Consider the following 20,445-nt stretch of genomic DNA (forward strand, 5'->3'; position numbering starts at 1 on the left):
TCCCGGTAATCGGGCCGCCGTGTCTGTTGCCTGCGGGCGGGATGGCTAAACTGGCTGCTCCATTCAGACACCGGAACCAAGCTGCGGGCGCGGCACTGCAGGCCGCGAGGGGTGTGAGATCTTGAGCTTTCAGGACGACAGGGAAGGCCAGCGCAGGCGCCGAACCGATCCCGATAGCGAGACTGCCGACGCAACTCTCCCGGGAAAAAAGAAGAAGCGTTCGGCGGAAGGGCCGGTCGGGGACGCGTTGCGCTCCGCCTATCAGCGCGTGATCAACGAGGACGTACCTCCGGAAATGCTCGATTTGCTCGGAAAGCTCGGATAATCCACTGCGCTAGATGACGTCGAGGCGATCGTGACGGGCGGCAGAGGCTGGCTCGCCTCCCGGTGGAGCCGGTTACCCACCGGCGCCAAGATGCTGTTCATCCTCACTTTCGCACTGCTGCCGCTTGGTGTGGTTGCGGTTCTTGCTTCGGTTTACAGCGCTCGCGAGAACAGCGAAAACCGCGCCGAGGAAACATTGGCGCGGCTCGACGTCAAGGCTCAGCGCCTGAACGAGCTGCTGGCACGAAGCACCGACGCAATGCGCGCCGCAAGCGCCGCGATCAGCGCCGCGCCGGGCGACAACCGCCTTTGCGAGGCCGTTCTTCGCCGGCTCGCTTCGCTTCAGATCGCTCCGGGTCGCTACGCCTTGTACGGCGCCAACAACCGACTCCGTTGCGCAACCCGCCAGTTCGTTCCCGAAGTTGCTGCTCGCGGCGGTCAATCGAGGACTGACCTCGAGATCAGTCCCGATGGCGAATATCTCCGGTTGACGGTCTATGGCGACGATGGCTCGCTCGAAGGAATCGTCGAATTCGATCGCGAGGCGCTGAGCCGGCTCACCTTCATCCCTGGAACTCGCGCCGACTTCAATCTCGAGCTGGTCGGCGACAGCGGGCGAATGCTTCTTCGTTCAGACTACCGCCCCGTGCCGTTCGTCCAGACCGTGAGCGACGCCGCTCCGATCGAATCCGGCGAACTGCAGCTCCGGATCGTTCTCGGTGCCAATCCGATCCGCACCATCGACCTGCTCGTCATCCTGCTGCCGGTGCTCATGTGGTTCGCTGCGGCGATCATCGGCTGGTGGATCGTCAATCGGATGCTGCTGACGCCGCTCGCGAAGATTCAGCGCGTCGTCTCCTCCTACCAGCCTGGCGACCGGCCGCTCGAACTTCCTTCACTGGCGTCGCCGGCCCGCGAGATTGGCGAGCTCGGCGACGCGTTCGACAATGTGACCAAGACGGTCGCTCGACACGAGGCCGAGCTGGAGGCCGCGGTCGAAAGGCAGACCCGGCTCGTCCGAGAGGTCCACCACCGGGTCAAGAACAACCTTCAGGTCGTCGCCTCGCTTCTCAACCTTCACTCGCGCGGAAGCTCGAACGAAGAAGTTGCGGCGGCTTACGCTTCGATCCAGCGGCGCGTTGATGCGCTCGCGGTCGTTCATCGCAACCATTATGCGGAGCTCGAGGAGAATAAGGGCGTGGCTCTGAAGCCACTCATCTCCGAGCTCGCGGCGAACCTTCGCGCGACCGCGCCAACAATTGCCGCGGGGATGCAGATCCGGCTGGACATCGAACCGTTCCACGTAACTCAGGACACCGCCGTCTCGGTCGCCTTCCTGGTGACGGAGATATCGGAGTTCGGGATGCTGTCGGGAGCCGGCTCAATCTCGATCGTGCTCGAGGCGGAGGAGCCGGGCTATGCGCGTCTGGCGATCGAAGTCGACAGCCTTGCAGGAGAAGGCGGAAGCGACGGAGTTCTTTCCGAGCGCTTCGACCGGATCATCACGGGCCTTGCCAGACAGTTGCGCTCGACACTGGACCGGGACCCCGCCAGCGGTCGCTATTCGGTGAAAGTGAATGTCGTCGACAGGGAGCGTTAGCCCGATCGATCATCCGCGCTGTCGAACTCATCGCCATAATCGGGTTTCCCCGCCGCTTCTTGTCGCGCACGGGCGAGATCCTCGGTTGTCTGTCCCGATTCGATAGCGGCATCCGTGTTCCGCTTCGCATCCTCGTCAACTCCATCGATGTCGGAACTGGGCGGCGTTTTCGGTGGCTTGGTCACTGAACGTCTCCTTTGCCGCCTTCAACCGGTCGCCGAAGCCCAGGTTGCGACCGGACGAAATTGTATCAAAATTTTTTGCATCTCCCTGGAACCCGCTCCGTACTGCGTCGTTGAGCAGTCCGGATAGTGACCTTTTGCCCCCCCGCTCTCGCTATCCAGAACATGGGCCCGGACGCGCTAACCTCCCCCCCCCCCCGGTAGCGCATCCGGGCTCAACTTTTTTTCCGAACTCCCTCCGCCACACCTTGCGACTTCTGCCCGAGCCGTTTCGGCCCGGTCACGGAACCTATGTCCGCAGCTACGCTTTTAGCGGCATCAGCTCCGGGGCGCTGTGCTGCCCGGAGGGTTCAGGAGACGGACTATGAAGAAGCTGCTCGTCGCCGCCGTACTGGCCAGCGGTCTGGTGCTTTCCGCCTGCAATACCGTTCGTGGAGCCGCCAACGACGTCGAGTCGGTGACCGACTGCGCCGACGGCGTTGATAACAATTGCTGAAGCGAGGAAACGGATAAAGATGATCGCTTGGCGCCGCCCTTGGGGCGGCGCCTTTCTTTTCAAGCGTCGGTTCCGCTCGCTTGTCGCGCTCGCCGCCGCTCGGTGAACCAGATCGCCACCAGCGAGACTTCGTAGAGCAGCACCAGCGGGATCGCGAGCAGGAGCTGCGAAACCACGTCCGGCGGAGTCAGCACGGCAGCGATGACGAACGCGACCACTATGGCATAGCGACGTCCGCTCTTGAGCTGGAGCCGAGTCACCAGCCCGGCACGCTCCAGCAGCATGAGCAGCACCGGCAGAAGGAACGCCACGCCGAAGCCGAAGATGAACCGGGTGACGAACGACAGATAATTGCCGACCCCCGGTAGCGCCTCCTGCTGCACGCCTCCGACATCGCCTTCGAAGCCGAGCAGGAAGTGGAGGGCGACCGGCATGGCGACATAATAGGCCATCGCGGCCCCAGCGAGGAAAAGGAAGGGCGTCAACAGGAGAAACGGCGCGAAGGCTCGCTTCTCCTTCGCATACAGGCCAGGGGCGACGAACTGCCAGAGCTGGTTGGCTAGGATCGGGAAGGAGATCATCAGGGAAGCGAAGAAGGCTACCTTGATCTCCACGAAGAAGGCCTCGAAAACGGCCGTATAGATCAGCCGGTCCTGCCCGGCTTCGAGCAGCGGTTGAACGAGAAAACCGAAGATCGGCCGGGCGAAATAGAGACAGACGCCGAAGGCCACCGCGAGTGCGGCGAAACTGTACAGCAGCCGCCGTCGGAGTTCGACGAGGTGATCGAGCAGGGGCGCCTTGGTGGCGTCGAGGGACTCTTCCTCGTCCACGCTACGATTCGCGTCCGTCACGACAGGTCGCTCGCAGGAGGCGGAGCCGGAGGAATGGGAGGCGCAGAAGGTCCGGATGCCGGGATCGGCGGGGCCTTTGAGCGAGGGCCGGCCGATCCGGACTCACCCGCCGGCTCGACCGCAGCAGGCTTGCCCCAGTCGCTCTCCGGCGGCGGCAAGGGATGCTCACGCATGATCCGCTCGTTGTCGGCCTTCCACTTCTTTTCCATTTCCTCGAGTTCGGCCTCGCGCATCATTGCGTCGAGTCCGGAGCGGAAATGGCGCGCCATGCCCCGGGCACGAGCGACAAACCCGCCGACGGTGCGCATGACGCGCGGCAGGTCCTTGGGCCCGATTATCACCAGGGCCACCACAGCAATGATCAGAAGCTCGGCGGAGTCGATACCAAACATGGGCTGCCCCTTCGGGGCTGGCTCTAGTGCCGGTCGGCTTCGGAAGCGGAACCGCGCTCGGCGGGCGCCCCATCAGGCGCAGGCGCAGGACGCTGATCCACCGTCCGGCCGTCGTCAAGACGGCGCGGCGCGGCAGACGACGCTTCCTCGTCCTCCGTCATTCCCTTTTTGAAGCTTTTGATCCCCTTTGCGACGTCCCCCATCATGTCGGAAAAACGGCCTTTGCCGAACAGCAGAAGGATGACGAGTCCGACGACGAGCCAATGCCAGAGGCTGAAACCACCCATTTGAAATCTCCTAACGTCGGATGAATCTAGGCGTCTTCGCCGTCAGTTTCCAGTTCGACCTCTTCCGAGGCCTCGAGTCCGAGCCGCTCCAGCGCCGTATCAACGGGATCGAGCAGCCCGGCCGCCTTCAGATCGTCGATTCCGGGAAGGTCGCGCCGACTCCCTAACCCGAAATGGGTTAGAAATTCCTGAGTGGTGGCGAAAGTTAGCGGCCGGCCCGGGACTTCACGGCGTCCCGCCGGCCTGACCCACCCGGCTTCCATCAGTACGTCGAGAGTGCCCTTGCTGATTTGAACGCCGCGGATCGCCTCGATCTCGGCGCGACTGACCGGCTCGTGATAGGCGATGATCGCCAGGGTCTCGACCGCCGCCCGGGAAAGTTTTCGGCTTTCCTCCTTCTCCCGGCGGAGGATATGCGCCAGGTCGGCTGCCGTCTGGAAGTGCCAGCGCCGTCCACGTTCGACCAGCTCGATGCCACGACCGGAATAGTGATCTTGCAGCTCCGCCAGCGCCGCCTTCACGTCGATTCCGGCGCCGACATAGGCGGCGATATCCTCGACGCTCAGCGGCTCCTCGGCCGCGAACAACGTCGCCTCCACGGCTCGAACCGAGTCTGGAAGCTCTCTCATGCCGCCCTCACGTAAAGCGGTTCGAAACTGCCTTCCTGATCGATCTGGACCTTCCCGAGGCGCGCCAGTTCCAGCGTCGCCACGAAACTGGAAGCGAGAGCGGACTTGCGGAACTCCGAATCCTGAGTTTCGGGAAGGAAAGCTTCGAGCCGAGTCCATTCGAGCCTGGCTCCGACCATCCGTTCCAGCCTGTGAATCGCTTCGTCGAGAGTCATCACCGGGCGACGGGCAACGACATGGACGGCCGGCTCGTTGCGAGCGCGGATGATGCCGTAAGCCGCGATGAGGTCGTAAAGATCGGTCGTCCAGGCGGCACGGCGCACGACCCTCAGCCCCTCGGGCGCTCCCCTCAAGAATACGTCACGGCCAATCCGATCGCGGGCGACGAGCCGAGCCCCGGCCTCGCGCATCGCCTGCAAGCGCTGAAGTCGCAGCTGCAGGCGCATCGCCAACTCGTCCGGGCTCGGGTCGACCGTCGGGTCCTTGGGCAGTAGCAGACAGGATTTGAGATAGGCAAGCCAGGCTGCCATCACGAGATAGTCGGCGGCGATCTCTAGACGAAGCCGCTTCGCGTCGGCGATGAAGGCGAGATACTGCTCGACCAGGGCAAGGATGGAGATCTTGGTTAGATCGACTTTCTGAGCTCGCGCAAGCGTCAGAAGCAGATCGAGCGGCCCTTCCCATCCCTCGAGGTCGAGCGTCAGCCGATCCTCGCCGGAGGCGGCTGGGACGACATCGAACTGATCCTCGGATTCGCTCACGGCTCGAGCCTAAAGCCGAGCTTCGGGGGGCGCTAGCCCGGGGGCGAAGCCGGAGATAAGAGCGGCCCTCGAAATCTGGGGATAATCTGCCTTGACTGAGACTGGGGTAGCTCGCCCTCAGCTGGCGCTTGGGCTTGTCGTCACCGCGACCGTGCTGGGGCTGATGGGGACCGATCTCGTGCTTCCCGCCATCCCGTCCCTGCCGGAGACGCTTGGCGGCGGCCCGGCGGCGGCGCAGCTGGTGCTCGCCGCCTATGTCGGCGGCACCAGCATCGGACTCCTCGCCTTTGGCGCGCTTGGCGACCGCTTTGCCACCCGCAATCTCTTCATCGGTTCGCTGCTTCTGACCGGGCTCATCTCCTTTGCTTGCGCATTCGCGCCGTCCATCGAATCGCTGATCGCCATGCGCGCGCTTCAGGGCGCTGTCGCCTCGGGCCCGGCGGTCTTTGCCCCGGGCATCGTTCGAGCGATGTTCGACGAGGCCGGTGCGGTGCGCGCAATTGGCGCTCTGGCCAGCATCGAAAGCCTCGCACCGGCGCTGGCACCCATAGCGGGGCTGTGGCTTCTCCAGCTCGGCGGCTGGAAGCTGTCGTTCCAGTTGATCGGGGCGGTCGCGTTCCTTCTAGCGATCATCAACCTCCTCCTGCCGCTGATCCCGCAGACCAGCCGCCGGCCGAAGGGCAAATATATCCGCCTGGTGTCGGATCCGGTCTATCTGCGATACGCCCTCAGCCAAGCGTTCGTCCTCGGCGGCCTTCTCGTCTTCGTCTTCGGAGCGCCTGCACTGTTCGTTCGGAGCCTGGGCGGCTCACTGACGGATTTCATCGTGATGCAGGCGGCTGGGATCATGACTTTCATCCTCGCGGCCAATTTCGCCGGCCGGTTGGCGGTCCGTTTCGGCGCGGAGCAGATGATCACGTTCGGGACGCTCCTGGCCTTGGCCGGCGCCGCTTCGAACCTCGCGTACGGGCTGGCCGGAGGTCACGATCCAATCGTCATCGCCCTGCTCTTCATTCCGGTGAACAGCGGACTCGGATTTCGTGGACCCCCCGGATTCTATCGCGCGGTGCTCGCCTCCCAGGGCGACGACGCCCGTGGCAGCGCACTCGTGATCCTCGCCATCATGGGCGCGACCGCGATTGGAACCGCCGCCGTCGCTCCGTTCATCGAGCAGGGGCTGGTGCCGCTCGCTCTCGCCGCCTTTGCCCTTCAGATCGGTGCCACGCTCTGTTTGCTGATGCCGCGCCTTCAGAATTAGTGGCACGATTGATTCCAAATGTAACAATTAACGCCGATTCTGCGCCCGGGAGCCAAGGCGGGAGGCGGAGATGCACTCAGGGTTGTCGGCGGCGGGGCAAGCCCCCGATCCAATCCGCAAACTGATTTCAAAGAACGACAAGAGGATCGGCCCATCCGGAGCGCCTCGCCGGCGCTACCGAACGGTCTGGATCTCAGACATCCATCTTGGGACTCGCGGCTGCAATGACGTCCTCCTGCTCGACTTTCTCGATCATGTGGACAGCGACACGCTCTATCTCGTCGGCGACATCATCGATGGCTGGCGGATGAAGAAGCGCTTCTACTGGCCCGAGCGCCACAATGCCGTGCTTCGGCGGGTGATGAAGCGGGCGAAGCATGGAACCAAGGTCGTCTACATCCCCGGCAACCATGACGAGATGTTCCGTCAATTTGCGGGCATGAACTTCGGCGGCGTCGAGATTCGGCGCAAGGCGATCCACAAGACGGCCGACGGTCGGCGCCTCCTGGTCCTGCATGGCGATGAGTTCGACGCCGTCATGCTGGCCCACCGCTGGCTCGCCTTCCTCGGCGATGCCGCTTACGAACTGCTGATGAAGCTGAACGTCGTGGTGAACATCGTTCGCCGCCGACTGGACCTGCCTTATTGGTCGCTTTCCAAGCACGCCAAGCACAAGGTGAAGAATGCGGTCGAGTTCATCTCCCGCTTCGAAGAGACGGTCGCTCATGAAGCTCAGCGGCTCAAGGTCGACGGGGTCGTGTGCGGCCATATTCACACGGCCGAAGAGCGTCGGTTCGGCGACATCGTCTACTATAATGACGGCGATTGGGTCGAAGGCTGCACGGCTCTGGTGGAGCATCAGGACGGGCGCATGGAAATCCTTCACTGGGCAGAGGAAATTGCGGCTCGCTCGGTTTCCGAACGGCAGCTCGCTGCGGCTAAGCCGCTCAAGGTCGCCGCCTGATGCGGATCCTCATCGTTACCGACGCCTGGGCACCGCAGGTCAACGGGGTCGTTCGGACGCTGGAGTCCCTGCGACGCGAACTGCGACGGATTGGGCATCAGGTGGAGGTCATCTCGCCGGACCAGTTCGCCTCGGTGCCCTGCCCGAGCTATCCGGAGATCCGCCTCGCTCTTGCTGGCACGAGGGCCGTTGGACGGCGGATTGCCGCGGTCGCCCCCGACGCTCTTCACATCGCAACCGAAGGGCCACTCGGCCTTGCGGCCCGCCGGTGGAGCGCCAGGCAGGGCTTCCAGTTCACCACCGCCTACCACACTCAGTTCCCGGAATATCTCGCCGCGCGCACGAAACTGCCCCCGGCCTTGTTCTGGCGCTACATAAGATGGTTTCACCGTCCGGCCCGGGCGATCCTGGTCTCCACTCCAACCGTGGCCCAGCAGCTCCGCGCCCAGGGTCTGACACAGACGCGCCTGTGGGGGCGCGGCGTGGACCTCTCCTGCTTTCGGCCCCAGCAGCCGCTTCATCCCCAATTTGCGGGGCTGCCGCGACCGATCCAGCTTTATGTCGGACGAGTGGCAATCGAGAAGAATGTCGAGGCGTTTCTCGAGAGTGGATTTGACGGGTCCAAGGTCGTCGTCGGGGACGGTCCGGCGCTGGCAGCGCTCGAACGTCGCTATCCCGAAGCGCTGTTCCTCGGCGCCCTGCGCGGCGAAACGCTCGCTTCCGCTTACGCTTCGGCTGACGTTCTCGTCTTTCCTAGCCGAACCGATACGTTCGGGCTGGTGATGATCGAGGCACTCGCCTGCGGTACTCCAGTGGCGGCGTTTCCGGTCCCAGGCCCACGTGACATACTCGACGATCATGTCGGGGCCATGGACGAGGATCTCGCCACGGCCATCGGTGCGGCGCTTTCGAAGAGCCGGATCCGGTGCGAAGCCTACGGCCAGAGCTTCAGTTGGGAAGCCAGTGCTCGTCAGTTCGAGAGCGCCCTGGTGCCGTTCAAGCCCGGTTCGATCGTCCAAACCGCCCAACCGGCGACGGATGCGATTGCCTCAGCGGTCCTCTAGGGAACCGGTACCGCAAGATCCCGGGCCATGGGTCGAAGCCGCCTCGACAGGGCCAGCTTGAAACCACGCCATGCCGCAAGCAGCAGGCAGGCGCCGATCTTGGCGATCATCAGCAGCAGGCTGAACAGACCGCCTGCGAAGTCGCGTAGCATCGTCTTCCTCCATCTTCGAGGACGCGATGGAGCAATGATAGCCGGTGATTGTGTCGGTTCTGCTGCAATTCCTCAGGCGAGCGCGAGGAGTGTATCGCGCTTTGCAAGCAGGTCGTTCAGCTTGTGAGAAGGTCCCGCGGCAACAGCTAGTCGCTCCGCCACCCTCTCGAGTCGCTGCTCCGCCTCGGTTCCGATCTCAGGGAGCGCGTCGGCAATGCTGATCGACTCCTCCAGTCTTGCCGAGCAGTGAAGCGCGAGATCGCAGCCAGCACCGATCACGGCCCGGGCGCGATCGGCGGGCGACCCGCTCAGTGCATTCATGGCGATGTCATCGCTCATCAGCAGACCCTCAAATCCGATGCGTCGCCGAATGATGTCGTTGATGATGATCGGCGAAACGCTGGCGGCTCGTTCGGAGTCCCACGCCGTGAAGAGAATGTGCGCCGTCATCGCCATTGGCGCGTCCTTCAGGGCGATGAAGGGCGCCAAGTCGATCGCAAGCTCGTCCTCGGCAGCGTCGACGACGGGAAGCGCTTCGTGGCTGTCGCTGGCGGCACGCCCGTGGCCGGGAACATGCTTGATGACTCCGAGAACGCCGCCCCGCTCCAGGCCTTCGAGGATCGCCTGGCCCAAGGCGGCAACCTGCATCGGCTGATCGCCCAGAGCTCGGTCGCCGATCACCGCGTGAGCGCCGGGCTGACGGAGGTCCAGGGAGGGCCAGCAATTCACGTTGACTCCGACGCCGGCCAGCACGGCCGCCATCGCCTCGGCGTTGACGCGAGCCGCTTCGATGGCGCTGATCGGCGCCTTTTCGTAGAGTTGCGCCAAACGCGCCGGAGCGGGAAAATCGGGCCACTCAGGCGGCGCCAGCCGCGCGACTCGCCCGCCCTCCTGATCGATCAGGATTGGAACGGCGCGCCCGGAAAGATCGCGGAGCGATTCCGTCAATGCACGCAGCTGTTCGCGATTTCGGCAGTTGCGAGTGAAGAGGATGTAGCCGGCCGGATCCGCTTCGCGAAAGAAAGCGCGTTCATCCGGAGCGAGGGTCTCGCCGGCGAGGCCCAGGATTGCGGGAATCATTCTCGCGCCATAGCCAATTCAGTCGAATCCGACACAGGCTGGCGATCGCGGATCGACAGGGAACCGCCGCCGACCGAACGCATTGCTCGGATTCGCAAGTGTTTCAGCTGACGATGGTGCAATCCTCGCCGGCAACCTGCAGACGCCGGCAGATGCCCGCTGCATCCGGACCGTTGGCCCGCAAGCGATAGAGCGTGCGGCCGCCGGTCTCGACCGGGATGATCGAATGGTTCAGCGGCGCCAGATAACGGAACCGGCCCGAGAGCGCGCGCCAGGCACGGGTGGCGCTGGCCTGGCTGGAAAAAGCGCCAAGCTGAATCGTTGTCCCCGATGCGGCGGGCGCGGGACGAGGTTCGGCCCGGGAGGGCTGAGCCTTGGGCCGGGTCTGCGACGGAGTCTGAGCCGACGGCGCCGGTTGCGTACGGACCGGCGCCTCCGGCACTCCATTGACGTTCAGATTGCCTTTGGGTTCGGCGCCCTCGCTGGCCGCAAAGGCGGTATCCCCTTCCCCAGCCACGTTCATGCCGCCAGGGTCGCTGGGCTTGACCTTGTAGTCGCCTTCGGGAGCGGCGATCACCTCACCCTCGCCGCCGCCGTCGCGCGACCGGTTGCCAAGCCAGAAGAGTCCGCCGACGATCACGGCGATCGCGAGCAGACCGATGACCACGGCCGCAATCAGCTTGGCTGCCGAAGGCCCGGCGCGGTCGTCTTCCTCTTCGACGGCTTCGAGCCAGGGAAGGCGGTCCACGTCCTGCGGCTCGTCGAAAGTGCGGGAATCGCCCATCAAAGCATCTCCTCGACGGCCTTCACGCCCATCAGGCTGAGACCGTTCCGGATTATCTGCCCTATCGCATCGGCAAGTTCCAGACGCGCGCGTGTCAAATCGGGACTCTGTACCAGGAGGAAACGCTTTTCAGGGTCGTCATTCCCCTTGTTCCACTGCGCGTGGAAGGCGGCAGCAAGATCATTCAGATAGAAGGCGATCCGATGTGGCTCATGCGCCGTAGCCGCTCCTTCAACGATCCGCGGAAATTGCGCAGCGAGCTTCACCAGCGCCAGTTCGTCGTCGTCGAGCAGCGAAAGATCGGCCTTTGCGGGCAGTTCGAGCCCAGATTCGCTCGTCCGCCGATGCAGGGAACAGATCCGGGCGTGCGCATACTGGACGTAGAAGACCGGATTGTCCTTGGACGCTTCCACCACCTTGGCGAAGTCGAAGTCCATCTGCGCATCGGCCTTGCGGGTGAGCATGGTGAATCGAACCACGTCCTTGCCGACCTCGTTCACCACCTCGGCCAGGGTGACGAAGTTGCCCGCTCGCTTCGACATCTTCACCGGCTCTCCGGCGCGCAGCAGTCGAACCATCTGAACCAGTTTGACGTCGAACGGTACCTTGCCTTCCGTCAGTGCCGCGACCGCGGCCTTGATGCGTTTGACGGTTCCAGCATGGTCCGCGCCCCAGATGTCGATCAGCTGATCGGCCTTCTGCGCCTTCTGGAAGTGATAGGCCAGATCGCCGCCAAAATAGGTCCAGCTGCCATCGGACTTTCTGATCGGTCGATCCTGGTCGTCCCCGAACTCCGTTGCCCTGAACAGAGTGAGTTCGACCGGCTCCCATTCGTCGTGCGGATCAAGGCTCTTCGGCCGCTCGAGCACGCCTTCATAGACGAGACCCCGCGCCCTGAGCGTTTCCAGGGCCTGATCCGCAAGCCCCTTTTCATGAATCTCGGCTTCGGATGCGAATATGTCGTGGTGGATCCCGAGCATCGCCAGATCCGACCGGATCTGATCCATCATCATCGCCACCGCGGTCTTCCGGAAGGGCACCAGCCAGTCGCTTTCCGGCGCTCCGACGAAGCGGTCACCATGTTCAGCGGCCAGCCTCTCTCCCACCGGCTTGAGATAATCACCCGGATAAAAGCCCTCGGGGATTTCGCCAATATCCTCGCCCAGCGCTTCGCGGTAACGAAGGTGAGCCGAGCGGGCGAGCACGTCCACCTGTCCGCCGGCATCGTTCACATAATATTCGCGCACGACCTTGTGCCCGGAATATTCGAGAAGGCTTGCAAGTGCATCGCCCACCACGGCGCCGCGGCAATGCCCCATGTGCATCGGGCCCGTCGGATTCGCGGAGACATATTCGACGTTGACCCGCTGATCCCGGCCCATCCGGGATCGGCCATAATCCTCGCCTCCGGACAGGATCGCACGCAGCTCCTCCTCCCAAACCGCCCGGACGAGACGAATGTTGATGAAGCCGGGCCCCGCCAGGTCGGCCGCCTCAACCTCCTCAAGGGCCCGAAGCTTCGGAACGATCAGCTCCGCCAGCGCCCGCGGGTTGGTGCCGGCGCGCTTGGCGAGGACCATGGCCGAATTGGTCGCAAGGTCGCCATGGGCGGGATCGCGCGGCGGTTCGACGGCAACGGCCGAACGGTCCAGTCCGGGCGCCAGCGCCCCTTCTGCTTCGAGACTGTCGAGCGCCGCGTCGATATGCGCGGCGAAACGTGCGTAGAGCGTCACTGCCAGTTTCCGTCTGAAGGGACGGGCGGCTCTAGCGGATGGCCGAAGCGATTTGAAGCGGCCTAGGCCGGAGCGTCAGAATCCTTCGGGCAAGTTGACGGGGCCCAGCAGTTCAGCATGGCGATTGATCGCGTAGCGATCGGTCATCCCGGCCATGAAGTCGCCAATCGTTCGAATCACGACCCCGGGCTCCGACGATGACGGCCGCCATTCCGGCGGCAGAAGGGCCGGTTCCGCCCGGTACGCCGCGAAGAGTTGAGCGACGAGACGGCGCGCCTCCTCCTTCACAGCCCTCACGGGCGGCGCATCGTACATCCGGGCGTAGAGGAACGCCTTCAGTTGCCGCTCCTGCGGTTGCATTTCTTCCGAGAAGCCGGCCAGCGGGCCCCCGGCCCGACGCACCTCATCCACGCTCGCGATCCCCTGGGTGCGCCGCCGAGTCTCGGCAAGGACATCGTTGACCATGGCACCGATCTGCTCGCGGATCAGTTCGGGGACCAGCCGCTGGTTTGGAACGTCGGGATAACGCTCCCGGACATTCTTCCAGCATTGTCCGACCAAGGGGACATCGAGCAATTCGTCGAGGGTGAAGAGCCCGGCGCGCAAGCCGTCGTCGATATCGTGATTGTCGTAGGCGATGTCGTCAGCAATCGCTGCAACCTGCGCCTCAAGACTCGGCCAGGTTTCGAGTTCGAGCGGGAATTTCGAATCGGCCGCCGCGAGCGCCCAAGGCGCTTGCTCGACCGGACCGTTATGCTTGGCCAGGCCTTCCAACGTTTCCCAGGTCAGATTCAAGCCCTCGAAGCGAGGATAAGGGCTTTCCAGCCGCGTCAGCAGACGGATTGTATGGGCATTATGGTCGAAGCCGCCCGCTTCGGCCATCGCCGATTCGAGCGCTTCCTCCCCGGCGTGACCGAAGGGCGGGTGGCCGAGATCGTGACCGAGGCAAAGCGCTTCGGTCAGATCTTCGTTCAGCCCGAGCGCTCGCGCCATGGTGCGACCGATCTGGGCGACTTCGATGCTGTGAGTCAGACGAACCCGGAAGTGATCGCCGTCCGGAGCGACGAAGACCTGCGTCTTGTGACGCAGCCGACGGAATGGGATGGAGTGGATGATCCGGTCTCGATCGCGCTGAAAGGCGTCGCGCGGACCGCGGGTGCCACGATCCTCCTCCCCATGCTGACGTCCGCGAGAATGTCTGGGATGGGACGCGAAAGGGGAAAGGTTCATCGGCCGGTCTGCAGCCGCTCTATCTCCTGGCCAGCCGGGCTTGTCCAGGCAAATGCCGCCACATTCTTCTGGGCAAGCGCGTTGACGAACGCCTGTGCCTCCGCTGTCGTGGCGAAGGGGCCGACCAGCAGCCGATTGGTCGCCCGCAACGGAGTCGTATAGGCTGAGCGCCCGCGAAGCTGCTGAGGCGCCAACGCACGCAGCCGTTCGAACTCTCTGGGCAGGGCATTGCGGTCTGCGCCGCCAGCAATCTGAACCCAGTGACGGCTCGGATGGGCCGGAGCAGCGGCACGTGATCGGGATCGACTGGGAGTTGTCCTTGCGGCCTCGCGAACGGTTCGCGCCTGAACCGGTGCGGGAGCCGAGTTGCGGGCCGGTTCAGCCGATCGAACCGACTCCGGCTCCTGGGGGAGCGACCTGACGAGCGAGGCAATCTCGGCGAGTGAGCTAGGCCCAGCCGCTGCAGCCTCGGCAACTGGAGCAACCGCGGGCGAAACGGAATCCGGCTGCTGCTGAACCACGGAAAAGCCCGGACTGCTCGCGTCGGCCGGAGTCTGGACGGGTCGCTGAACCGTCGGTTGGGCCGGCTGCTGTGAGGCCGGGACTTCGGTCGATCTGATCCGGGAGGGTTCCGGCCGCGAAACCGAACGGGACTGCGAGCCCCCGATGGCTGGCGCGGGAGGATTTGCGAGGTTGGCCGGCGCCTGGAAACGCGCGGGCGTCGATGGCTGGGGCTGCGGCTGAGACTGAGGCGCCGCAGTTGGGGCGGTTCGGCGTGGCTCCGCGGCGGCGATCTGAACCGGGGGCCGCTGCTGCGGGCCCGTTGACCTCTGCTCGCGGCGGACCGGTGAGCGTGAGCGCGAGCCGGGGCCCACTCGCTCGGCGGTCTCCTGGCTTCCTGGTCTGCGTCGAGACGCTCGCCCGCCTTGCTCGGCTGCCGGGCGCTGAGACCGAGCCCCCGCTGCCGCCTCGGGCGCAACGCCGGCCAAAGCGAGGGCGCCGGGATAGGGGCGGGTATCGGCGCTGCTCGCCAACGCTCGGCCGTCGCTGGGAAAATGACCGAAATGCACTGCCATCGCCTTCTGGCCCGGGCTGAGACTTGGGAGGCGCGCGAGAAAAGGCGCCATCGCCTGGGCAATGGCTGGAGGCATGACGGACTGCGCGGCTCGATTGGCTCCGGCAGCGTCGCCGGTCAAAGCCAGGACGAACACTTGCGTGCGCCAGGCAGCGCGATCGTTCCGGCGCAGCTGATCGTCGATCAGCCGGGTCGCAGGGGCGCGCTGACCGCTGATGGCCAGCGACAAGGCCAGACGCCGCCGGATCTGCGGATCCTCGCGGTTGCGCAGGGCGAGGGTATAATCCTGCTGGGCACGGCGAGGATCGCCGATCATGTCGAACGCGAGGCCCCGGTCGCCGGCAATCTCCACCTCGGGGGCCCCGAGGGTCCGTGCGTCCTCAAACAGCCGCAGAGCGGCTTCCGGCTGCTCGAGGTGAACGAGCGCGGTGGCCATGCCGGCCTTCACTCGCGCCTCGCTCGGCGAGACTTCGTCCGCGCGCCCAAAGAAGGACAGCGCAGCCTGGTAATCACCGGCGTCGAGCGCAGCGCGGCCGGCGCCGATCAAGGCGGAAAGGCTGCGTGGATTCTCCGCGAGGGCGTGAAGGTGGCGCCGGAGCTCGGCCCCGCTGTCAGTCCCGAGCGGCTGAACGACAGCCCCGGGAGGAACTTGCGCGCTGACGGACGCAGGCGCGACGATTGCGCCAACGATCGCTCCCGGCGCCAGCAGCCACAAGCCGCGGCGGCTCCCCCGCATCGTCGATGAAGTCATGCCTCCGATAGACAGGCGCTTACCTGTATGAGCAATGACTCCGCTGGGCCTGCTGCGGTCAGCCGGTCAGCGGCGGCGACGAACGGGAGTTCTCCCCGCCTGGACGGCGAGAATCGCCTTACTGGTTGCCCTGACGGTTCAGGAAACGGGGGATATCCAACGGATCGCGCCCGCCGGCGCGCAACCGCGGCCCTTCTTCCTCGTCGACCTGCGCCTTGGCTGCCCCGCGAGCGATGTTGGACATCCGCTCGAACAGCGTGCCCCCTGCCTCGCGGGCCGGCCTGGGCGCCGGTTCGACGGGAGTTTCGTCCTGAGTGAGCCAGGTGCGACGCCCGGTCGGCGGCGTTTCGACCGTCTGCGCCTGCTCCGGTTCGTCCGGCGTATCAAGCAACAATTCGTCACCGGATTCGTCATCTTCAGGCTGGTCGAGCGCGAGTTCCGCGGGTGCCTGGGTCGGCTCATCGATCAGGTTGAGCGGTTCCTCAGCGGTTCCTGCCACCGACTCCGGCGGCGTGAGGGTGATCGGCGCAGCCCTGGGCGCCTCGGGAGGCGCAACCTCGGCCCTCGACCCTTCGCTGTTGCGAGCCCCCGGAAAGGCGAAGACCTTCGCCTGCAGCGGCGGCGCCTGAGTCGCTTCCTCGACATCAATGCCTGTGGCCACGACGGAAACGCGGATCTTCCCATCCAGATCGTTGTTGAAAGCCGATCCCCAGATGATGTTCGCGTCGGGGTCGACCAGTTCCTTGATGTGATTGGCGGCCTCGTCGACCTCCATCAGGCGCATGTCCTCACCGCCGGTGATCGAAATGATCACGCCCTTGGCCCCGCGCATGGAAACGCCGTCGAGCAACGGATTGGCGATCGCCTGCTCGGCTGCCTCGATCGCGCGATTGTCGCCCGAAGCTTCGCCAGTGCCCATCATCGCCTTGCCCATCTCGCTCATGACCGAGCGGACGTCCGCGAAGTCAAGGTTGATGAGACCTGGCATCACCATGAGGTCGGTAATCCCGCGAACGCCTTGTTGAAGGACCTCGTCCGCCATCATGAACGCTTCCTTGAAGGTCGTGTTCGGATTGGCGATGCGGAAGAGATTCTGGTTCGGAATAACGATCAGCGTGTCGACATGCTGCTGAAGCTCGGCGATTCCGGATTCCGCCGAGCGCGCCCGTCTTGCCCCTTCGAAGCTGAAGGGCTTCGTCACGACCCCGACGGTGAGGATCCCGCGGTCGCGAGCGGCCTTGGCGATTACCGGCGCTGCACCAGTGCCGGTGCCGCCGCCCATGCCCGCGGCGATGAAGCACATATGAGCACCCTCGATCGCCTGCTCGATCTCGTCAATGGCTTCCTCGGCGGCAGCCTTGCCGATCTCGGGACGGGAACCGGCACCTAGTCCCTGGGTGATCTTCAAGCCCAACTGGATCTTGCGGTCCGCAAGGCTGTGGTTGAGCGCCTGGGCGTCCGTGTTCGCGACGATGAAGTCGACTCCCTGGACGTCCGACTGGATCATGTTGGCGATGGCGTTTCCACCGGCACCACCAACTCCGATGACGCTGATGCGCGGGCGCAGTTCTTCCACTTCCGGACGGATGAAATCGATGCTCATGCCTTGTCTCCCCTGTGCCCAAGCGCCGTGGAACGCGTTCCCGCTAAGCCCTTTTGCACGATGCGATTCTTCGGTGCGAGTAAAAAGTTAACGCGATCCACAACATTTCCTCAGTACTGAGTCCTGAAAGCCGCTATCAGGCGCTGAACGATGTTACCGGCCGGTCTTTCCGCGGCTTCCGGCGTGGCGAATCCGACGCGCAGATCGAGCTCGTCCGAGGCTGCGAACTGCGCCAATCCGGCGAGTGTTGAAAAAGCGGGGCCGCTATGCGCTTCCGGAAGGCCCGGCATGGTCGGTCGCCCGATGCGGACGGCTCGGCCAAGCACGCCTTGCGCATAGTCGGCAATGCCCTTCAATTCGGCACCGCCGCCCGTCAGCACGACCTGGCGACCGAAGGGACCCGAAAAGCCCAGCTGCTTCAGCGCAGCTTCGATCTGGGAGATGAGCTGCTCCAGACGCTGGCGGATAACGGCGACGAGCTGGGCTCGAGCGATCCGGCTGGCTTCGATCCCTTCCTGGCCGCCGGCGATCGGCGCCAGTTCGATCATATCGTGATTGTCGCGGGGCGAGGTCATGGCCGAGCCGTAGAAGCATTTGATCCGCTCGGCTTCCGTCCGCCGGGTTCCGAAAGCGGCGGCGATGTCGTCGGTGATGTCGCTGCCGCCGACCGGAAGCGACTTCAGTCCCACCAGCATTCCACCGGCAAAGACGGAGACGTTCGTGACGCCCGCACCCAATTCGACCAACGCAACGCCCAACTCGCGTTCCTCGTCACTCAAACAGGCCTTTCCGGCAGCAACCGGAGAAGCGACAATGGCTTCAACGCCCAAATGGGCGGATCGGACGCAAAGGTCCAAATTCTTCACTGGAGCCGGATCCGCGGCGACGACATGGATGTCGACAGCCAGCTTGTCGGCGTGGAGACCGCGCGGGTTCTTGACTCCGTTCACTCCATCGATCGTGTAGAGCGCCGGCATGGCGTGAAGGATCATCCGCCCGCCCGGTTCGATCGACTGCCGGCCCGCCTCGAGCAGCTGATCGATGTCGCTGCCGGAGATTCGCTTGCCGCCGGTCGAAACCTCGACACTGGCGACGTTGCTGAGCAACCCGCCTGCCGAATAGCCAACAAACACCTGGTCGATATTGGTCCCGGCGATCCGCTCCGCCTGCTCCACCGCCTCGCGAATGGCGATCTCGCTTCTCTCCATGTCCGCGATGAATCCGCGCTTCACGCCCCGGCTTTCGCGCTGCCCCGATCCGAGGATTCGAAGGCGACCATCGCCCTCCGGCTCGGCGATCATCGCCGATACCTTCGATGAGCCGACGTCGAGGGCGGCGACGAGATTGCGGACAGGAGGCGGAGGCGTCCGGCGCATCAGGGCTTCGGCCTCATATCGTCCTCGACAGGTCTTCGCCCGGAGCGGGGGCGGGCGGCGGCGGCGCGAGTTCGGGAACGCTTCGACCGGGCTGGCGGGTCAGCCGGACGATCATCCGCCCCGGGATGCGCATGTCGATCCGAGCATAGCCTTGGCCGAGCAACGGCGATTGCTGGTCCATCAGCTGAAAGCGCTGGATCGAGCGCCGCGCGGATTCTTCGCCTTCGGGAAGGCTCAGCAGTTCGCCGCTCTGGAATCGAAGATCCCAGCGGCGGTCCCCCACCCAGGTGGCGCCGGCGAGCTGAGGCCGGAGCCGAGGGGCGGCGTCGAGCAGGGCATTCAATGTCCCGAGATGGCGATTGGCCGCGGGGCCGATGACGAGCGGGAGATCCGGCATCGCATCGATCCTCACCGGCTCCAGGACGACCCCATCGGCGTCGATCAGGCTGAGCCGTTGATTGTGTTGCCAGATTGCTGCGGGCTGGCGTTCGACGACGTCGATCACGAGGGTATCCGGAAGCCGGCGTGAAACGCGGGCCTCCTTGATCCATCCGAACTCGAGCAACCGGGCGCGGGTTCCGTCCAGATCGACGAGCGGCATCGCCATCGAGGGCTGGTCGAACGCGATATTGTAGATGGCGAGGCGAGAAACGCGCTGAGCGCCGTTGATCTCAACCCGCTTCATCGCGAAGCCGGCATTGCCGACCCCCTCGGCAAGGGCGGATCCGGCCAGCTGCGGTACCCGGAACGCCAGTGCGGCAATGACCGCGAGAATGGCGAGGATCAGCGCAAGCGTCCAGCCGCCGAACCGACGCGCCGCGCCGGCGGGCAGCCCGAGCGAAGCGCCAAGACCGCTGCCCTTGGACTTGCGAGTATTGACCGAGCGGCCGGAAGCCCGCGGCTTCTGTCGCCCCCGCGTAGGCCCACCCCTGGCGATCCGAGCGGTCATAGGGCCGCCTCGACGATTCGCTCGACGAGCTCTGCATAGCCGATGCCGCGAGCCCGCGCCTGCTCCGGCACCAGGCTGAGCGGAGTCATTCCCGGCTGAGTGTTCACCTCGAGCAGGTAGAGGCCGTCGACTCCCTTCGCCTCGTCCCAGCGGAAGTCCGACCGCGACGCCCCCCGGCAACCCAGGATCCGATGGGCCTTCTGGGCGACGCCGAGCGCCGCCTCACGAACGTCGGCGGGGATGACGGCCGGGCAGACATGCTCGGTCAGCCCGTCGGTATATTTTGCGTCATAGTCGTAGAAGCCGGACTTGGGCCTCAATTCCGTCACTTCGAGCGCTTCGTCGCCGAGCACCGCCACGGTAAGCTCCCGACCGGGGATGAACGGCTCGGCCAGCAGCCGGTCGAACTCCTGCCATGGCCCCCGCGCGTCCCGCGAGATCGGGTCGCCGTAATTGCCGCCGGAACGGACGATTGCGACCCCCACCGACGAGCCCTCGTTCACGGGCTTGAGCACATAAGGCCGCGGCAGCGGATCCTCGAGGTAGAGACTTTCCGTCGAAACCACCTTCCCCTGGGGCATCCGGATGCCGTGGGGAACGAGGACCATCTTGGTCAGCTCCTTGTCGATCGCGATGACCGAAGTCTCGACTCCGCTGTGGGTATATCTGATACCCATCAGGTCCAACATTCCCTGGACGGTGCCATCCTCGCCAGGGGTCCCGTGCAAGGCGTTGAAGACGATGTCCGGATCGGCCTCGACCAGCCGCTGGGCGATGTCGCGGCCCATGTCGATCCGGGTGACTTTATGTCCTCGGCTCTCCAGTGCCTCGGCGACGCCGTTGCCGCTGGTCAACGAAACCTGGCGTTCGGCCGACCAGCCTCCCATCAACACGACGATGTGAA

The 20,445-nt window shown here is 64.7% G+C and carries 22 protein-coding genes; 6 read left to right on the forward strand and 16 right to left on the reverse strand.

Going from position 1 to position 20,445, the window contains the following annotated elements; all coding sequences use genetic code 11:
- Nucleotides 1-121 precede the first annotated feature (121 nt).
- Complete coding sequence (locus ACRYLT_RS02095; protein ID WP_482662456.1) at nucleotides 122-325, forward strand: NepR family anti-sigma factor; 204 nt, start codon at nucleotides 122-124, stop codon at nucleotides 323-325.
- Nucleotides 326-355: 30 nt separating this feature from the next.
- The gene (locus tag ACRYLT_RS02100) at nucleotides 356-1,924 is read left to right on the forward strand and encodes a sensor histidine kinase (RefSeq protein ID WP_482662457.1); all 1,569 of its coding nucleotides are present in this window, start codon (nucleotides 356-358) and stop codon (nucleotides 1,922-1,924) included.
- Here the strand turns inward: ACRYLT_RS02100 and ACRYLT_RS02105 are convergent.
- A complete protein-coding gene (locus tag ACRYLT_RS02105) occupies nucleotides 1,921-2,109 on the reverse strand; it encodes a hypothetical protein (protein ID WP_482662458.1) in 189 nt (62 codons plus the stop codon). The genes ACRYLT_RS02100 and ACRYLT_RS02105 overlap by 4 nt on opposite strands.
- Nucleotides 2,110-2,470: 361 nt before the next feature.
- On the opposite strand from ACRYLT_RS02105, the gene ACRYLT_RS02110 reads away from it, so the two are divergent.
- A complete protein-coding gene (locus ACRYLT_RS02110) occupies nucleotides 2,471-2,602 on the forward strand; it encodes an entericidin A/B family lipoprotein (protein ID WP_482662459.1) in 132 nt (43 codons plus the stop codon).
- A 59-nt stretch (nucleotides 2,603-2,661) separates the two neighbouring features.
- On the opposite strand, the gene tatC is transcribed toward ACRYLT_RS02110, so the two are convergent.
- Genes tatC through ACRYLT_RS02135 form a run of 5 tightly spaced genes read right to left on the reverse strand, consistent with a single transcriptional unit; the run spans nucleotide 2,662 to nucleotide 5,522 of the window.
- Complete coding sequence (gene tatC / locus ACRYLT_RS02115) at nucleotides 2,662-3,453, reverse strand: twin-arginine translocase subunit TatC (RefSeq protein WP_482662460.1); 792 nt, start codon at nucleotides 3,451-3,453, stop codon at nucleotides 2,662-2,664.
- On the reverse strand, nucleotides 3,450-3,845 hold the full coding sequence (tatB, locus tag ACRYLT_RS02120; protein WP_482662461.1) for a Sec-independent protein translocase protein TatB: 396 nt from the start codon (nucleotides 3,843-3,845) through the stop codon (nucleotides 3,450-3,452). The genes tatC and tatB overlap by 4 nt, the downstream gene beginning before the upstream one ends.
- 23 nt (nucleotides 3,846-3,868) lie before the next feature.
- Complete coding sequence (locus ACRYLT_RS02125; RefSeq protein ID WP_482662462.1) at nucleotides 3,869-4,132, reverse strand: twin-arginine translocase TatA/TatE family subunit; 264 nt, start codon at nucleotides 4,130-4,132, stop codon at nucleotides 3,869-3,871.
- 26 nt (nucleotides 4,133-4,158) lie between these two features.
- Entirely contained in the window at nucleotides 4,159-4,761 is a 603-nt protein-coding gene (gene scpB, locus ACRYLT_RS02130) for an SMC-Scp complex subunit ScpB (protein ID WP_482662463.1), read from the reverse strand.
- Nucleotides 4,758-5,522, reverse strand: a complete 765-nt coding sequence (locus ACRYLT_RS02135) for a segregation and condensation protein A (protein WP_482662464.1) — start codon at nucleotides 5,520-5,522, stop codon at nucleotides 4,758-4,760. The genes scpB and ACRYLT_RS02135 overlap by 4 nt, the downstream gene beginning before the upstream one ends.
- A gap of 91 nt (nucleotides 5,523-5,613) precedes the next feature.
- On the opposite strand from ACRYLT_RS02135, the gene ACRYLT_RS02140 reads away from it, so the two are divergent.
- The 3 genes from ACRYLT_RS02140 to ACRYLT_RS02150 all read left to right on the forward strand — a co-directional run bounded on the left by ACRYLT_RS02140 (nucleotide 5,614) and on the right by ACRYLT_RS02150 (nucleotide 8,808).
- Complete coding sequence (locus tag ACRYLT_RS02140) at nucleotides 5,614-6,780, forward strand: MFS transporter (protein WP_482662465.1); 1,167 nt, start codon at nucleotides 5,614-5,616, stop codon at nucleotides 6,778-6,780.
- Nucleotides 6,781-6,850: 70 nt separating this feature from the next.
- Nucleotides 6,851-7,744: a UDP-2,3-diacylglucosamine diphosphatase gene (locus ACRYLT_RS02145; protein ID WP_482662466.1), complete on the forward strand. Its 894-nt coding sequence runs from the start codon at nucleotides 6,851-6,853 to the stop codon at nucleotides 7,742-7,744.
- Entirely contained in the window at nucleotides 7,744-8,808 is a 1,065-nt protein-coding gene (locus tag ACRYLT_RS02150) for a glycosyltransferase family 4 protein (RefSeq protein ID WP_482662467.1), read from the forward strand. Before ACRYLT_RS02145 ends, ACRYLT_RS02150 begins: the two co-directional genes overlap by 1 nt.
- On the opposite strand, the gene ACRYLT_RS02155 is transcribed toward ACRYLT_RS02150, so the two are convergent.
- The 10 genes from ACRYLT_RS02155 to ACRYLT_RS02200 form a co-directional block, all read right to left on the reverse strand.
- Entirely contained in the window at nucleotides 8,805-8,960 is a 156-nt protein-coding gene (locus ACRYLT_RS02155; protein ID WP_482662468.1) for a hypothetical protein, read from the reverse strand. The genes ACRYLT_RS02150 and ACRYLT_RS02155 overlap by 4 nt on opposite strands.
- 72 nt (nucleotides 8,961-9,032) lie before the next feature.
- Nucleotides 9,033-10,040 (reverse strand): beta-N-acetylhexosaminidase, encoded by a 1,008-nt coding sequence (gene nagZ, locus ACRYLT_RS02160; RefSeq protein ID WP_482662469.1) that lies wholly within the window; start codon nucleotides 10,038-10,040, stop codon nucleotides 9,033-9,035.
- A 103-nt stretch (nucleotides 10,041-10,143) separates the two neighbouring features.
- Nucleotides 10,144-10,824, reverse strand: coding sequence for an SPOR domain-containing protein (locus tag ACRYLT_RS02165; protein ID WP_482662470.1), 681 nt, complete (start codon nucleotides 10,822-10,824; stop codon nucleotides 10,144-10,146).
- Nucleotides 10,824-12,557 carry an arginine--tRNA ligase gene (gene argS / locus ACRYLT_RS02170; protein WP_482662471.1) on the reverse strand — a complete coding sequence of 578 codons (1,734 nt, stop codon included), beginning with the start codon at nucleotides 12,555-12,557 and terminating at the stop codon, nucleotides 10,824-10,826. The genes ACRYLT_RS02165 and argS overlap by 1 nt, the downstream gene beginning before the upstream one ends.
- A 75-nt stretch (nucleotides 12,558-12,632) precedes the next feature.
- Complete coding sequence (locus tag ACRYLT_RS02175; RefSeq protein WP_482662472.1) at nucleotides 12,633-13,787, reverse strand: deoxyguanosinetriphosphate triphosphohydrolase; 1,155 nt, start codon at nucleotides 13,785-13,787, stop codon at nucleotides 12,633-12,635.
- Nucleotides 13,784-15,613 (reverse strand): SPOR domain-containing protein, encoded by a 1,830-nt coding sequence (locus ACRYLT_RS02180; protein WP_482662473.1) that lies wholly within the window; start codon nucleotides 15,611-15,613, stop codon nucleotides 13,784-13,786. The genes ACRYLT_RS02175 and ACRYLT_RS02180 overlap by 4 nt, the downstream gene beginning before the upstream one ends.
- A gap of 118 nt (nucleotides 15,614-15,731) precedes the next feature.
- A complete protein-coding gene (gene ftsZ, locus ACRYLT_RS02185; RefSeq protein WP_482662474.1) occupies nucleotides 15,732-17,216 on the reverse strand; it encodes a cell division protein FtsZ in 1,485 nt (494 codons plus the stop codon).
- A gap of 110 nt (nucleotides 17,217-17,326) precedes the next feature.
- On the reverse strand, nucleotides 17,327-18,592 hold the full coding sequence (ftsA, locus tag ACRYLT_RS02190) for a cell division protein FtsA (protein ID WP_482662475.1): 1,266 nt from the start codon (nucleotides 18,590-18,592) through the stop codon (nucleotides 17,327-17,329).
- Between the two features lie 13 nt (nucleotides 18,593-18,605).
- Nucleotides 18,606-19,541, reverse strand: coding sequence for a cell division protein FtsQ/DivIB (locus ACRYLT_RS02195; protein WP_482662476.1), 936 nt, complete (start codon nucleotides 19,539-19,541; stop codon nucleotides 18,606-18,608).
- Nucleotides 19,538-20,428, reverse strand: a complete 891-nt coding sequence (locus ACRYLT_RS02200) for a D-alanine--D-alanine ligase (RefSeq protein WP_482665376.1) — start codon at nucleotides 20,426-20,428, stop codon at nucleotides 19,538-19,540. The genes ACRYLT_RS02195 and ACRYLT_RS02200 overlap by 4 nt, the downstream gene beginning before the upstream one ends.
- Nucleotides 20,429-20,445: the final 17 nt, after the last annotated feature.

This window comes from Sphingosinicella sp. SM1-17 (genome assembly GCF_056821765.1).

Excerpts from the sequence above, each read along its gene's own strand:
- ACRYLT_RS02110 (WP_482662459.1), top strand. The coding sequence starts at position 2,471 with ATGAAGAAGCTGCTCGTCGCCGCCGTACTGGCCAGCGGTCTGGTGCTT.
- tatB (WP_482662461.1), bottom strand. The coding sequence starts at position 3,845 with ATGTTTGGTATCGACTCCGCCGAGCTTCTGATCATTGCTGTGGTGGCC.
- ACRYLT_RS02125 (WP_482662462.1), bottom strand. The coding sequence starts at position 4,132 with ATGGGTGGTTTCAGCCTCTGGCATTGGCTCGTCGTCGGACTCGTCATC.
- scpB (WP_482662463.1), bottom strand. The coding sequence starts at position 4,761 with ATGAGAGAGCTTCCAGACTCGGTTCGAGCCGTGGAGGCGACGTTGTTC.
- ACRYLT_RS02145 (WP_482662466.1), top strand. The coding sequence starts at position 6,851 with ATGCACTCAGGGTTGTCGGCGGCGGGGCAAGCCCCCGATCCAATCCGC.
- ACRYLT_RS02150 (WP_482662467.1), top strand. The coding sequence starts at position 7,744 with ATGCGGATCCTCATCGTTACCGACGCCTGGGCACCGCAGGTCAACGGG.
- ACRYLT_RS02155 (WP_482662468.1), bottom strand. The coding sequence starts at position 8,960 with ATGCTACGCGACTTCGCAGGCGGTCTGTTCAGCCTGCTGCTGATGATC.
- nagZ (WP_482662469.1), bottom strand. The coding sequence starts at position 10,040 with ATGATTCCCGCAATCCTGGGCCTCGCCGGCGAGACCCTCGCTCCGGAT.
- ACRYLT_RS02165 (WP_482662470.1), bottom strand. The coding sequence starts at position 10,824 with ATGGGCGATTCCCGCACTTTCGACGAGCCGCAGGACGTGGACCGCCTT.
- ACRYLT_RS02175 (WP_482662472.1), bottom strand. The coding sequence starts at position 13,787 with ATGAACCTTTCCCCTTTCGCGTCCCATCCCAGACATTCTCGCGGACGT.
- ACRYLT_RS02180 (WP_482662473.1), bottom strand. The coding sequence starts at position 15,613 with ATGACTTCATCGACGATGCGGGGGAGCCGCCGCGGCTTGTGGCTGCTG.
- ftsZ (WP_482662474.1), bottom strand. The coding sequence starts at position 17,216 with ATGAGCATCGATTTCATCCGTCCGGAAGTGGAAGAACTGCGCCCGCGC.
- ftsA (WP_482662475.1), bottom strand. The coding sequence starts at position 18,592 with ATGCGCCGGACGCCTCCGCCTCCTGTCCGCAATCTCGTCGCCGCCCTC.
- ACRYLT_RS02195 (WP_482662476.1), bottom strand. The coding sequence starts at position 19,541 with ATGACCGCTCGGATCGCCAGGGGTGGGCCTACGCGGGGGCGACAGAAG.
- ACRYLT_RS02200 (WP_482665376.1), bottom strand. The coding sequence starts at position 20,428 with ATGGGAGGCTGGTCGGCCGAACGCCAGGTTTCGTTGACCAGCGGCAAC.